This is a genomic window from Bradyrhizobium sp. CCGUVB1N3 (genome assembly GCF_024199925.1).
Taxonomy (GTDB): domain Bacteria; phylum Pseudomonadota; class Alphaproteobacteria; order Rhizobiales; family Xanthobacteraceae; genus Bradyrhizobium.
The window spans coordinates 8,319,358-8,332,242 of sequence record NZ_JANADR010000001.1; the positions used below are offsets into that span (position 1 = coordinate 8,319,358).

At 64.5% G+C, this 12,885-nt stretch carries 11 protein-coding genes; 5 read left to right on the forward strand and 6 right to left on the reverse strand.

What is annotated here, in order from left to right:
- The first annotated feature begins 56 nt into the window (after positions 1-56).
- From NLM33_RS39295 to NLM33_RS39305, 3 genes are all read left to right on the forward strand, one after another.
- A complete protein-coding gene (locus NLM33_RS39295; protein ID WP_254103746.1) occupies positions 57-3,752 on the forward strand; it encodes an AsmA-like C-terminal region-containing protein in 3,696 nt (1,231 codons plus the stop codon).
- Between the two features lie 391 nt (positions 3,753-4,143).
- Positions 4,144-5,268: a DUF2336 domain-containing protein gene (locus tag NLM33_RS39300; RefSeq protein WP_254103747.1), complete on the forward strand. Its 1,125-nt coding sequence runs from the start codon at positions 4,144-4,146 to the stop codon at positions 5,266-5,268.
- Between the two features lie 21 nt (positions 5,269-5,289).
- The gene (locus tag NLM33_RS39305) at positions 5,290-5,529 is read left to right on the forward strand and encodes a hypothetical protein (RefSeq protein WP_254103748.1); all 240 of its coding nucleotides are present in this window, start codon (positions 5,290-5,292) and stop codon (positions 5,527-5,529) included.
- A gap of 127 nt (positions 5,530-5,656) precedes the next feature.
- Here NLM33_RS39305 and NLM33_RS39310 read toward each other — a convergent pair whose 3' ends face one another.
- Positions 5,657-7,024: a TAXI family TRAP transporter solute-binding subunit gene (locus NLM33_RS39310; protein WP_254103749.1), complete on the reverse strand. Its 1,368-nt coding sequence runs from the start codon at positions 7,022-7,024 to the stop codon at positions 5,657-5,659.
- A 322-nt stretch (positions 7,025-7,346) separates the two neighbouring features.
- Here NLM33_RS39310 and NLM33_RS39315 point away from each other — a divergent pair, with 322 nt between their 5' ends.
- On the forward strand, positions 7,347-8,024 hold the full coding sequence (locus tag NLM33_RS39315; protein WP_254103750.1) for a hypothetical protein: 678 nt from the start codon (positions 7,347-7,349) through the stop codon (positions 8,022-8,024).
- Positions 8,025-8,041: 17 nt separating this feature from the next.
- Here the strand turns inward: NLM33_RS39315 and NLM33_RS39320 are convergent, their stop codons facing one another.
- The 4 genes from NLM33_RS39320 to NLM33_RS39335 all read right to left on the reverse strand — a co-directional run bounded on the left by NLM33_RS39320 (position 8,042) and on the right by NLM33_RS39335 (position 10,944).
- A complete protein-coding gene (locus tag NLM33_RS39320) occupies positions 8,042-8,509 on the reverse strand; it encodes a hypothetical protein (protein WP_254103751.1) in 468 nt (155 codons plus the stop codon).
- A 269-nt stretch (positions 8,510-8,778) separates the two neighbouring features.
- Positions 8,779-9,276: a GNAT family N-acetyltransferase gene (locus NLM33_RS39325; protein WP_254106109.1), complete on the reverse strand. Its 498-nt coding sequence runs from the start codon at positions 9,274-9,276 to the stop codon at positions 8,779-8,781.
- A 27-nt stretch (positions 9,277-9,303) separates the two neighbouring features.
- A complete protein-coding gene (locus NLM33_RS39330; protein ID WP_254103752.1) occupies positions 9,304-9,681 on the reverse strand; it encodes a nuclear transport factor 2 family protein in 378 nt (125 codons plus the stop codon).
- Between the two features lie 51 nt (positions 9,682-9,732).
- On the reverse strand, positions 9,733-10,944 hold the full coding sequence (locus tag NLM33_RS39335; RefSeq protein WP_254103753.1) for a sulfatase-like hydrolase/transferase: 1,212 nt from the start codon (positions 10,942-10,944) through the stop codon (positions 9,733-9,735).
- Between NLM33_RS39335 and NLM33_RS39340 the strand changes: the two genes are divergently transcribed.
- Positions 10,924-11,415 carry a hypothetical protein gene (locus NLM33_RS39340; RefSeq protein WP_254103754.1) on the forward strand — a complete coding sequence of 164 codons (492 nt, stop codon included), beginning with the start codon at positions 10,924-10,926 and terminating at the stop codon, positions 11,413-11,415. The two genes, NLM33_RS39335 and NLM33_RS39340, sit on opposite strands and share 21 nt — an antisense overlap.
- Positions 11,416-11,547: 132 nt before the next feature.
- Here the strand turns inward: NLM33_RS39340 and cax are convergent, their stop codons facing one another.
- Positions 11,548-12,651, reverse strand: a complete 1,104-nt coding sequence (gene cax / locus NLM33_RS39345) for a calcium/proton exchanger (RefSeq protein WP_254103755.1) — start codon at positions 12,649-12,651, stop codon at positions 11,548-11,550.
- Positions 12,652-12,885 lie beyond the last annotated feature (234 nt).

Genomic DNA, 12,885 nt, shown 5'->3' on the forward strand with positions numbered 1-12,885 from the left:
TTGGCTTAGACGTAGGCTTGGGTTTGGCCCGGGTGCCGGTGGCCGAGGGGAGACCCGTGCAGACGACGCTGCTCGGATTGGCGATTGCCTTCATCATTGCGCTGCTGGCCGCGCTGATCGGGCCTTACTTCATCGACTGGAACCAGTTCCGGCCCCAGTTCGAGGCGGAGGCGACCCGGATCATCGGTGTCCCGGTGCGGGTTGCCGGCCAGCTCGACGCGCGGCTGCTGCCGGCGCCGACATTGCGGCTGCGCTCGGTCACCTTCGGCGGCAACAACGACCTCGGCAAGCTCCGCGCCGACAAGCTCGACGTCGAGTTCAGCCTCTCTTCGCTGATGCGCGGCGAATGGCGCGCCACCGAGCTGACCGTCAACGGCATGGCCGCCGATCTCGGCCTCGACGCCAAGGGCCGGGTCGACCTGCCGTCCACGGCGAGCGGCAGCTTCAACCTCGCTTCGCTCGCGATCGAACGGCTGAACCTCACCGGCCGCATCGCGCTCCATGATGCCGGCAGCCGCGCGACGCTGGAGCTGAGTGACATCGCGTTCGCCGGCGACGTCCGCTCGCTTGCAGGCTCGGTACGGGGCGACGGCAACGTCACCGTCTCCGGCACGCGCTATCCGTTCCGCGTCTCCTCCGGCCCGAGCCCCGACGGCACCGCCACCCGTCTCCACATCAATATCGATCCCGGCGAACGCGCGATCCTGGCCGATCTCGAAGGCGTGCTCGCTTTTGACGGCCGGCTGCCGAAATTCGACGGCGCGCTCACGCTCGCTGTGCCTCCGCCTAAGGACACGTCAAAGGACACGTCAAAGGACAAGCAGGGAGCGCCCGCGCCGACGCCCTGGAAGCTCACCACGAAGCTCAAGGCCGATCCGTCGCTTGCGAAGTTCGACCAGATCGAGGCGAGTTTTGGCCCCGAAGACACCGCGCTCAAGGTCGCCGGCGTCGGCGACCTCAAGTTCGGCGCCGCGCCCCTGCTGCGCGCGAATTTGGCGGCGCGGCAGCTCGATGCCGACAAGCTCGCGGCCAAGGACAATACCGAGCCGCTGCGCATCCTGCCGGCGCTGCGCGCAGGGCTTGCCGCCATCCCGCAGGCGCCGATCCCGGCGCAGATCTCGTTCAGTTCCGAGCAGATCATGCTCGGCGGCCGGCCGTTGCAAAACATCGCCGCGGAGTTGCAGACCGACGGCAGGTCCTGGACCTTCCAGCGGCTCGATCTGCGCGCGCCGGGCATGACCCAGGTCGCGCTCAACGGCGCCAGCCCCGGCGTCGACAGCTTTAGCGGCCGGCTCAGCATCGAATCGTCCGACCCCGATACGCTGGTGGGCTGGCTTCAGGGCCGCAGCGAGATCAATCGCCGCAGCACCAAACCGTTGCGCCTGAGCGGCGACGTGACGGTCGCCGCCAACCATCTCGCGATCGACAAGCTGAAGGCCGAGATCGAGGGCGGCGCGGTCGAGGGCCGCATCGCCTTCGTGCAGACCGCCGCCAACAAGGGGTCGCGGTTTGATGCCGAGCTGAAGGCCGACCGGCTCGACCTCGACGCCGCGGCAAGCTTCGTGCGCGGCCTCGCCGGGCCGCAAGGCGAATGGCCGGACGAGGCAAGACTGTCGCTCGATGTCGGCCGCGCAGTCTCGGCCGGGCAGGAGCTGCGGCCATTCGCCGCCAAATTCGGTTACAGCCCGACCACGCTGTCGCTGGAGCAGTTGCAGTTCGGCCAGGCGAGCGGCGTGACGACGGATGCGAACGGCAGCTTCGATCGCGCGCATGCCACCGGCAAGCTGACGCTGAAATCGGCGGCCAATTCGCTGTCTCAGCTCACGGCCCTGATCAACCCGATCGCGCCGGCGCTCGGTGCACGCTTCGATCGCCTCGACGCGCTGCCGGGGCAGGCGCGCCTCAAGCTCGATCTGAGCCTGGACAAGAACGCCGAGCATGCCGACCGCACTAATGCGCGCGCCGCGCTCGATCTCGATGCGCCGCAGTTGAAGGGGACGGCGACGCTGTCGGCGCAAGCATTGGCGACGGCGATCAACGGCCTCGATCTCGACCAGCTGCGCAACAGCGACTTCACGCTGGAGTCAAAACTCTCCGCACCGCAGGCGAGCTCGCTGCTGACGCTGTTCGGCCTCGACCGCGTGGTCGCGGCAGGCGAGGGGGCTTCGCAAGCCGAAGCCAAGGTAAGCGGCACCTGGGGCCGGCCGCTTCAGCTCAACGCGAAGGTCGCGGGCGGCGGACTGGATGCAGACGCGCAGGGAGCCTTCGAATTGTCCTCGCCTGATCCGAAGGCCAGCGTGAATGTGCGCGTGCGCAACGCCAACCTCGCGCCGCTGTTCGGGATCGGTGCCGGCGAGAAGCCGGCGCAAGCCGTCAACCTGTCCTCGCGCCTGACCTTGTCCGGCAACAGGCTGACCTTCGATGATCTCGACAGCTCCGCCTCGGGCTCGCATCTGCGCGGGCGTCTTGCGATGACGCTGGACCCGGAAAAGAGCGTCGACGGCGAGGTCGGGCTCGATACGCTCGATCTCGTGCCGGCGCTGGCGGTCGCTATCGGCGCGGCCGGGCGCGACGCAGAGCAGCCGCTCACGGCGGGGCTTGTCAACGGCTGGCGCGGTCGCATCACCTTCCAGGCCCTGCGTGGCGCATTGCCCGGCGGCATCGAGATGCGGCCTATTAGCGGCACGATCCGCAATGACGGTCAGTCGCTGGCGCTGGATTCCCTGAAGGGCGGCATCGGCGGCGGGGAGATGACCGCAAGCATCGATGCACGCGACAGTCCCAACGGCCTGTCGCTGAACGCGCGCATCCAGCTCGCCAATGTCGATGCGACGGTGTTGCGTTATCGCAATCTCGCCGTGCCCAAGGGCCGCGCCTCGGTGCAGATGGCGCTGTCGGCCCAGGGCCGCAGCATTGCGGCGCTGACCGGCGCGCTCGCCGGCAACGGCACCGTGACGCTGGAATCGGCCGAGTTCGCCGGGCTCGATCCGCGCGCTTTCGAGCTCGCGATCCGGGCCAGCGATGGCGGCCAGGTCGCCGACGACTCAAGGCTCAGGCAGCTCGTCGAGCCGGCGCTGTCGGCAGGACCGCTGGCGATCGGCTCGGCGCAGATCCCGTTCACGATCCGCGACGGCCGCCTGCGCGTCGGGGCGACCACGCTGGAAGCAAAGAACGCCCGCGCCATCGTCTCCGGCGGCTATGACTTTCCCGCCGACCAAGCCGACATCCGCGCCAGCCTGACGCCGATCATGACCGGCCTCTCCGGCGCGCCTCCGGAAATCCAGCTGTTCGCGGCAGGCCCGCCGGACAAGCTCAACCGCACCGTCGATCTCACGCCGCTGTCTTCTTGGCTGGCGGTGCGGACGATCGACCGCGAGACGCGGCGCCTCGATGCCATCGAGCGCGGCGAGCCGCCGCCGGCGACCGCGGCACTGCCGCGACTCGTGTCACCTGACGCTGCGCCCGAGCTGCCGCTGCCGACCGACGTGCCGCTGCCCGGCCGCGATCCCCGCCGCGCCCAGCCCAAAGCCAAAGTCGAGCCCAAAGCGCCGCCGACGCAGCGGCCGCCGCTGGCTGCACCGGCTGCGCCAAGTCCCTCGGTCTCAAGTCCGTCGGTTTCAGGCCCGCCGATAGCGAGCCAGCAGGTGGCGCCGCTTCCGCCGCCGATCGAGGTCAGGCCGGCGCCCGGTCCTCCGCCGCCAAGGCCCAAGCCGAAACCGCCACTGGTCCTCGTGCCGCAGTCCAATCCGTAAGGACGGCGCCCTTCCTTCTCCCTTGTGGGAGAAGGTGGCGCGAAGCGCCGGATGAGGTGTTCTATCCGCGAATTCACTGCGAGAAATGTGTGCGCGGAGAGAACCCCTCACCCGAATGAGTACGCGTCTGTCTGCGGAACTGCCCTCTCCCGCAAGGGGAGAGGGCACAGCAATGCGCAGCACGCTTGTTGCGTTTGACCTTTATCCGACAGCCCTGCGCCGTTGCGCGGGCGTAAAGCCATTCGCGCAAATTTTAGGGAATTTTGCTCGGAAAAACTGATTTGCCGATTTTACCGAATTCTCGCGTTTGACGGCTAGCGTGGTTCCCAGAGGAATTCGCCGTCCTGCCAAGTGGACAGGAACGGCCCGCCAAGAACTGGGGACATTCGCCATGAACGAAGCGAAATCGCTTCTGCAGGATCTGGATGACGCGATTGCGCGCGGCACCGACGAAAGCCGTGCACGTGCGTTGTGGCATGCGACCGACCTGTTGATCACCGGCCGCTACAGCACCGACGAGATCAGCATGTTCGGCGAGGTGATCGGCAAGCTCGCCGACGAGATCGAGGTGGCGGCGCGCGCGCAGCTCTCCGACCTGATGGTCGCCTGCGACCACGCCCCGCTCAACGTGCTGCATCAGCTTGCTTTCGACGACGAGATCGCGGTCGCCGGCCCGGTGTTGCGCCAGTCCGACCGGCTCGACGAGAAGACGCTGATCGAGAACGCCCTGAGCAAGGGGCAGGACCATCTCCTCGCGATCTCGCAGCGCAAGTCGATCGGCGAGGCCGTGACCGACGTGCTGGTCAAGCGCGGCAACCAGGAGGTCGTGACCTCCGTTGCCAGGAATGAGGGCGCGCGCTTCTCGGGCTCCAGCCTGCTGCATATGGTGAGGCGCGCCGACGGCGATTCGATCCTCGCCGAACAGCTTGGCCTGCGCAAGGACGTGCCGCGCCACATCTTCCAGCAGCTCATTGCGAAAGCGTCGGAAGACGTCCGCCATCGGCTCGAGAGCGAGCGGCCGGAGATGATGTCGCAGATCCAGAGCTCGGTGACCGACGTCACCGGCGACCTCCAGTCGAAGTTCGGACCGTCGTCGCGAACCTATTTCGTCGCCAAGCGCGTGGTGACGACGCAGCATCGCCATGGCAACCTCAACCAGGATTCGATCTCGAACTATGCGCGCCAGCACCGTTTCGACGAGGTGCAGATCGGCCTGTCGCTGCTCTCGGCGCTGCCGGTCGATGTGATCGAGCGCGCGCTGATGGACCGCAATCGCGAGATGCTGCTGGTGCTGTGCAAGGCGCTGAATTTCTCGTGGGAGACGACCATGTCGCTGCTGTTCCTCGGCGCCAAGGATCATCTGATCACCGGGCGCGACCTCAAGGACAATGAGCGCGACTTCGGCCGGCTCAAGATCGAGACGTCGCGCAGCATCCTGAAGTTCTACCAGTCGCGCAAGAACAGCACCGCCGCCGATCCGGCCGCAGGCCGCGGCGCCGAACTCCAGATGCACTGAGCGCGAGAGGGAGTATTTGCCATGTTGCCTCAATTCGGCACCGCAGCCCGCAAGAACCTGAACAAGCCGCTCGGCGCCGACGTCGGCGGAGCGAAGCCGGACAAGGCCTCGGTCGACGCAGCCTGGCTGGTGCTCGAGGCCGCCAACGATCTTGGCGACCACGCCGCCGTGGAAGCCTGCCGTCGGGTGATCGACGCCGATCTCAACGGCACCGCCGCCGGCCGGCCGGATCTCGACCTTGTGCTGGATTATTTTCGGTAGCGCATGGGCGTCAAACGCGGAACGCGTTTGCGCGGAGATCATGCTCAAACAACAACCAAAAGCGCGATGACGCTTCATCCCGATCTCATCGCGCTTTAGGCGTGCAGGACCGCCTGGCGCCTCGCGGCTACTCTGGCGTCCCGCCTCGGATCGTTGGCGCTGGCTCGGCACTCGATACAGTCAGCTTTACCCGTCGGTCGTGAATGAGATTTTCAAGACGGTGCGCCGCCACATTCAGTGTAGCTGCATCCAGTGTGTTTTCATCCTCGTCGCCTCTGGCGCGTTGCGCGCGTAACAGCTCGTCGATCTGGTTCTCGATCTCCAAGAGATCCGTTTCGTTTTCCGCCTGTCGTATCTGGCGTCCAAGCGCATAGAGCCCGTCGAGCGCCGGCTCGCGCGGCTTGCGCTCGCCTGACCTGAGAAACTGCCAGAGCGCGGCCGCGATCGATGCCAGCGCACCCAGGGCCATCGGTGCGAGGAAGATGACGTTGCTCCACTTGTCCAGGAAGGTTTGCTGGCTGCCGTTGTAGAACTCCGCAGCGCCGGCATGAACGGGCAGATAGGCGCCGGCGTCGGTGTCCGGCGCCTTGAATTGCGCAAGGATCGGCCACTCGGCCAAAATATCCCTGTGCGCGCTCGTGATCGCCTGCGTGAAGTCGGCGATCGTATCGTTATCGAGGCTCTTCTTGCCGACCAGGTAGAAGGAAACGCGCAGGGTGGTCACGTCGTCTTCGGGGACGGGCGGGGATCCCCGCAACGTTCCCTTGGGGATGTCGAAGCTTTCGTAGGCGCGCTCCTTTTCCGCAATCGCTCCCGCGTTTTCGATCGGAATCAGGACCGGTGCGGTCTTGGCGTTCTGCGGAAACAGTCCCCGCACCAGTGACAGATATTTGTCGCTCAGCGGCACGACGAAAAGCACTGCGCGCACCTCCTTGGTATCGAGCGCGCGGCGGACGTCGTCCGGCGCAAGGTTCTTGAAGGCGACGTTGGCGCGGCCAAGGTCATACGCCTTGGTCAGGACGCCGACGATCTTCTGATTGGTCTCGCCTCCCACGACGCCCACGGTCGTCCGCTTCAGGCCGGCGATATCGGTGATGGCCGACCCCGGCGGCGCAACCAGCAGTGCCACGGCCTCGGCCAGGACGACGATGGCTTGCGCCTGCGAAAGGTCGCCGACATCCCCGCGAACGACGGCGAGGTCGGTCTTGCCGGACGAGAACGCGGCGGCGGATTCGATTGGGCCGGTGGTCTCGACGATCTTGAGGCGCACCGGCGCGTTGTTGACGACGAGCCGGCTCGCAAGCGCCGACAGGATCTTGGGGGCGTCGCCATCCAGCGAACCGACCGCGATCGACAGCGTCGCCGGCCGGACGTACCAGCGGTAGGCATACAGGCCCGCGGCAGTCGCCAGCCCCACCAGCACAAGGACCACGATGAGGCGGAGCCACATCGGCAGCTTGGCGGCATCGATGCCAATTCTCGACAAGTCGTCCATGGGACCCGCGACGCTGACCGCCCGGCGCTGCTCAGCCTCTGCCTCACTGCTTCCTGGGCATCTCCGACTGACCCCGGAAGGGCTGCGGCAACATTGATCTTGATCAATGGTTTATGGGCGAGAACCACATGCAATGACCTGCTTCCGTCCGCCGACAGTTGGATCATGGCGATTCCCGGCCTCGTTTCGGTGCCTCACAGGCCGCTCCCGGTGCTCGGCTGGATACCGGGCTATCGGCGCGAGCGCTTGGTGCCCGGCGCACTTGTGGACGTCACGCTCTGGGCGGTGATGGTGCCCCATCTTCTTGGAAGGGAGCTCTGCTATGCGCGATTCCGCTGACCGGACAGGCGTGATGCACGCCCGTTTGCGAACCCCGAGAGCCGCCGCCATCGCCGGGGTCGTGTTCTCGATCCTGCTCCTTGCCGTGTTTGTGCTGATGCGGCATTCGGTGCCACGGGATCCCCTGGAAACGGGCGCCTGGCTGCACACCGGAGCGACCAACGTTGTGATCGCATTGAATCTGGTGCCTTTTGCAGGAATAGCCTTTCTCTGGTTCGCCGGTGCGCTCCGCGACAGGCTTGGGCAGCGCGAGGACCAGTTCTTCGCAACCGTATTTCTCGGCAGCGGTCTTCTGCTCCTGGCGATGCTGTTTGCAGCCGCCGCCGTCGTCGGGGCGATCATATTGGCGTTTCACGCCGCTCCGGAGGTCCCGGTCGATTCAACGACGTTCCATTTCGGACGCGCGCTGGCCTACGGAATGATCAACATCTACGTGGTGAAAACAGCATCCGTTTTCATGATCACGACGTCGACGATCGGCGTCTACACCGGCCTCACGCCGCGCTGGCTGGCGTTTGGCGGATACGTGATCGCAGCGATCCTTCTGATCGGCAGCTACTATTTCGACTGGAGCATCCTGGTGTTTCCGGTTTGGGTTCTCCTGATCAGCATCAGCATTTTGATGGAGAAGAACGCCGCGACGACCGGGGCAACCCTGTAGTTTCGTGAGCTAATCCCCTAACCCGCCGCGTAGGAAGCCACGAGAAGCACGACACCCAGGATGCCAAATCCGACCAGGCCATGGGTGATTGTCCATGCCAGGCTGTCACGCGCAAGCTTGATCCCGAACCACGGCAGCACGCGCCGGACGACCGTTGTCGAGATGGCCGTGAGCACGGCACATCCGACGGCCACACCAATAATCGTAGACCAGGGCGGATCGACGAGACCGAGCGGCACCAGCCAGGCCGGCGCGGCCGCCTTCCAATGCGTGAGCAGGATCGATGCGCCGGTCATCCACACGAAGAAATGTACAAACGTCTCGCCGAGCGAATCGGGAACGAGCCGTATCCCGACCTTGCGCAACGCCCAGTCGGTCATCCCCTCGTTGGTGAAGAAGATGAGCAGGCCGAGATCGAGCGGAAACCGCGTCCGCAACAAGCCCGCGATGAGGCCGAAGAACAGAACGTGAAAGATGAGCGACACGAAATATTCCAGGACACCCCATTCCGAGCGGGTTGACTGTGCCGATGCTTTCGCGGGGCCGGCGGCCGGGACGCGTGGGGGCGGAGGCGCCGGCGGCGTCCATTGGCGTGGCTCTCTGCGTGGCTCCATTAACTTTACCCCTGCGGAAGGACGGACATCCCGGCATGCCCCCGTCTGGACGACCACGTCATGCGCTGTAGTGGGATTAGTCGTCGAAAGCACAGGACCGGTTCAGAGGCGGTCCGACCGGTGCGATTAGCCTGCGGCGCTCACCGTCGGGCCCGGTAAATCACGACGTTTTCGCCGCGATAAATCGTGCTCCGCTCCAGGATAAAATCTGATTTCTCCAGCACGCGACGGGATGCGCCGTTCTCGACGAAGACCAGGCCGATGAGCGACGGCAGCTCGGGCCGGGCCAGTCCGATGCGCGTCAGCGCGTTCGCGATCTCGCTCGCCAGTCCCCGGCCCCAAAGACTGCGCTTGAAAGTGTAGGCGATCTCGATCTCGTCGACGTCATCCACGAGAATGTGCCGAATTCCGGCCCTCCCGGCGAACTCCCCCGTTGGCGTCCTTAGCGCCCAGAGCCCAAAGCCATGGCGATCCCAGTGGGCCATGTTGACCGCGAGGTACGTCCTCGTTGTTTCGGGCGAGCGCACGCCGCCGAGATATCGGGACACTTCGGGATCGAGATGCAGCGCAACCAGATCCGTTAAGTGACCTTCGTGCAGCCTCTCGGCAGTCAGTCTCTCGGTGGTGAAGTGGTCCATGGAGGCCGATAGCCGCGCGCCGTCCATTCAGACGCGCTCGACGAGATGTGCCCGCGAGGGCGAGGGCTCAAATCGATCGGCGAAATATTGCGTTTCGTGCGCCACCAGTCCTTCGCGGAATTCCATGATGCTCACCGCATAGGACGGTATGTCGTCATAGCTGAGCGTGAATTCAGTCACCCAGAGATCGCCGCCGCCAACAATTCGCCGGACCGCAAAGCGCTTCCTGTTGGGCTGGACGAACCGGCTCTCCCTGATTTTGTGCCGGCCGCGGATCCGCTCGCCCGATTGCGGATAATCGAGCATCGCATCCTCACGGTAGATATCATGCTCGGCATCGAAATCACCGGCATCCGACGCATTCCAGTGACGCTCCAGCGCAAGCCGCACGGTTCGGTCATCCATGTGAACCTCCTGCAGGGTGGCGCCGAGCAAAGCACGGAAGAATGAGCCGCGCTAGCGGGCGTGCCGAAGGCGCGGCTTCAAGTCTATCAAGCCGCGATCCACAAGCGTGCGGTGGAATCGGCGTTTTCGCTCGGATCTAGATGCAAAGTAGGTTTCTCCGCAATCGTCCAGCAAGCTCGCGCGCGTGGCAAATATTGGATCAAGCGGGAGGCCTGTCCGTTGCAAAGCGACGGTTCCAAGAAAAGCGATATCGAGGTCTGCGCCCCGTCCGCGATCAAAGTGAGGGATACTCAAAGCCTCGATCGCGTAGAATGTACGAAACGGACGCCGGCTATCTCCCGGACCTTCCAGGTGGCGATCGATCCGTCTCGTCAATACGGGTTGGTGGTCCCCATAGTGCATCACGAGAACAGGGCGTCCCGGAAAACTGTTTGCCAGCTTCTCTCTGAGCTTTTGCCAGGTGGAGGCGGTCTCCACGAGTCGCGCGTAATATTCAGCATATCCGGCATCGGGAAGGCTCGCCATCGCAAAGGCGCGCTCTTTCTCGAAGTGCCCGGGCGGCACCAGCCGCCGATCATGCGGGCCGTGATTGAAGTTGGTCAGCACATAGAGAAATCTGGGTGACGGGTCATCGGCGATCCTCTTGGCATGAGCATCGATCACCGCTTCCAGAAACGTCGCATCCGAATTCGTCTTCTCGAAACCTCTGACATCAAAGGGCGGCGGAAAATCGTCGATGAAGATGCGCTGGTCGATGCCGATCGAGCTGTAAAACTCATCATAGTCGAGAAAGTCGCGACGACAGCTCGATGTGAGGGTCGTCTTGTAGCCGAGCGAGGCCAACGAGCGCGGTAGGCTGCTGTGGAACCGGCCGGCGCCTTTCCTGAAGAGGTAGTAGGCGCTTGAACCGAAGCTGGCGCTTGAAAGACCGGTCAACAGGCTGAATTCCGACTGCCACGAGCCGCCACCGTAGATGTCCACGTTGAGGCGCCCGAATTGCCCCTCCGCCGGAGACAGGAACGCTTCGACGACCGGCTCGATCGGCAGGCCAAAGATGCGCGGGTCGAAGATCGATTCGTGCTGGATGACGATAATGTCCGGACGGTCGCTCGAGCGCGCTGGCACCGCCTCCTTCAACGGCAACGGTTCGTTTGCGATATCGCTCAGAGCCAGCCCATTGAACTGCCGCCAGGACGCGGGGTCGATGAGCGAGGCCACGAAAGTGGAATAAAAGCACCGCCCTTGCGTCAGCGTCAGCCGCAAGGACGAGGCGCCCTTGATGGCGGAAGCCTTCGCAAAGCCGATGAGTGCAAGGCAGAACAATGGAATTCGAAAGCCGACGGAAATCGGAGATCCGGCGCCGTAGACCAGAACCGCGATCGAAGCGAAAGCGAGCAGGATGCCTGCGACCAGAACACCCAGCATCATGCGTGGATATTGCAGCACGAAGAACGGGACTGTGCCTGCAAACGCAAGCGGCACATCGGATACGATCAGCTTGAGTGCGCTGTGTTTGAATTTGACGATCGATACACCGGCGATTGCGACTGCCAGCACGCCGGACAGCAGGATCGCCCTCTCGAAATCGGCAACGAAAACCAGCAGCAGAGCCGCGTTGAGGAAGAGCGCCGCGATCGCAAACACCAGGTGTTCAACGCTGCGTTCCGTCAGCGCGACAGCGCAGATGGTCGTCACAAGGGCCAGGGTCAAAGTCATGGGAGCAGGATGCCCTGAGCAATCGCTTTCTTCAATTCGGCTCTCGGGCTCTGATCGCCGGCCTTTTGTGGACCATCGCCGGCCACAGCTGATTCGTGCGGCGCAGCAAACGTCGCAGCCTATGCGGTGCGCTCCGTCCGCGCCAGTGTCCTAGACCGGGCCGTGCGAGCCGGGCGGGACCATGTAGAGCGTCATTGCGAAGATCGCGTAGATGAAAAGCAGGAGAGCGCCGATGAACCAGGCCGACCGTCCGCTATTGGTGATGAAACTCGTCACCACGGTGGAAATCATGACCATGGTCACGGCTCCAGGCCAGAATTGAAGGTCCATCGGCTGCGGCCCGACGACATAGCTGAGCAGCACGAGAACGGGGGCGACGAACAAGGCGATCTGGGCCGCGCTTCCGAGCGCGATGCTCACGCTCATATCGAGCCGGTTGCGGCGTGCCGCGCCGAATGCCACCGCCATCTCGGCCGCGGCGCCGACCAGGGCGACCACGATGAAGCCGACGAACGCCGGGCTCATGCCCAGCGCTTCCGCCGCCTTCTGCACGGACTCGACGAAAATCTCGCTGACCAGCGCGACCAGCACGGTCACGATTCCCAGCGTCGGAATTGCCACCGCGATCGGCAGCATCGGTCCGGCCGCCTCGCCCTGGTCGCTGCTGGCGAACAGCTCCTTATGCGTCTTCAGCGAGAACAGCATGCTGAGGCCGTAGGCCGCGATCAGCAGGATCGCCAGCGCGGCACTCAAGCGGTGCACCGCCGTCTCGCTTCCGGGGAAGTTGAGGTCGGCCACGGCGGAGGGCGACAACAGGGCAATCGTGGCCATCAGCAGCAGCGCGGAATAGAGCCTGCCGCCGGCGCGGTTGTACTCCTGCACGCGGTGCCTCAGCCCGCCCAGAAGCAGGGAAGCTCCCAGCATGAACAGCGAATTGGTGACGATGGCGCCCGCGATCGAGGCCTTGACCAGCATGTATTCACCGGCATGCAGCGCCGTGACCGCGATGATGAGCTCCGTCAGATTGCCGAGTGTGGCGTTCAGCAACCCGCCGACCGCATCGCCGGTCTTCTCGGCCACGGCCTCCGTCGCGTGGCTGAGCAGGCTCGCGAGCGGAACGATGGCAATCACGGCCAGCACGAACAGCAGCGTATGCGCATCCGGCATGACGCGCGCGAGCGCGATCACCACGGGTACGAAGATCAGCAACCACAGCAGCGGGCTATGCCGGATTTCCTTGAGCAGCGCGTCCATGGCCCGTCCTTCGTGGTCGGACCTCGACGCTGATGCCGCGAAGCGGACCAGCATTGATCTAGCTCAATGGCTTTTGAGGGCGCTCGTCGGAGAGGAGGTGTCGGCAGGCAATTTGATAAGGAAGAAACGACGAGGCTCGTGGCTACCATGAGAAAACGTGGCATGCCGTGAGCCCCACCATTGACCGAAATCAACGCAAGAGCGCCGCAGAATTGACAGCACGGATGGCACTGA

What these genes read in the sequence shown, in the direction of transcription:
- NLM33_RS39300 (WP_254103747.1), top strand. Translation starts at nt 4,144, where the DNA reads ATGAACGAAGCGAAATCGCTTCTGCAGGATCTGGATGACGCGATTGCG.
- NLM33_RS39305 (WP_254103748.1), top strand. Translation starts at nt 5,290, where the DNA reads ATGTTGCCTCAATTCGGCACCGCAGCCCGCAAGAACCTGAACAAGCCG.
- NLM33_RS39310 (WP_254103749.1), bottom strand. Translation starts at nt 7,024, where the DNA reads ATGGACGACTTGTCGAGAATTGGCATCGATGCCGCCAAGCTGCCGATG.
- NLM33_RS39315 (WP_254103750.1), top strand. Translation starts at nt 7,347, where the DNA reads ATGCGCGATTCCGCTGACCGGACAGGCGTGATGCACGCCCGTTTGCGA.
- NLM33_RS39325 (WP_254106109.1), bottom strand. Translation starts at nt 9,276, where the DNA reads ATGGACCACTTCACCACCGAGAGACTGACTGCCGAGAGGCTGCACGAA.
- NLM33_RS39330 (WP_254103752.1), bottom strand. Translation starts at nt 9,681, where the DNA reads ATGGATGACCGAACCGTGCGGCTTGCGCTGGAGCGTCACTGGAATGCG.
- cax (WP_254103755.1), bottom strand. Translation starts at nt 12,651, where the DNA reads ATGGACGCGCTGCTCAAGGAAATCCGGCATAGCCCGCTGCTGTGGTTG.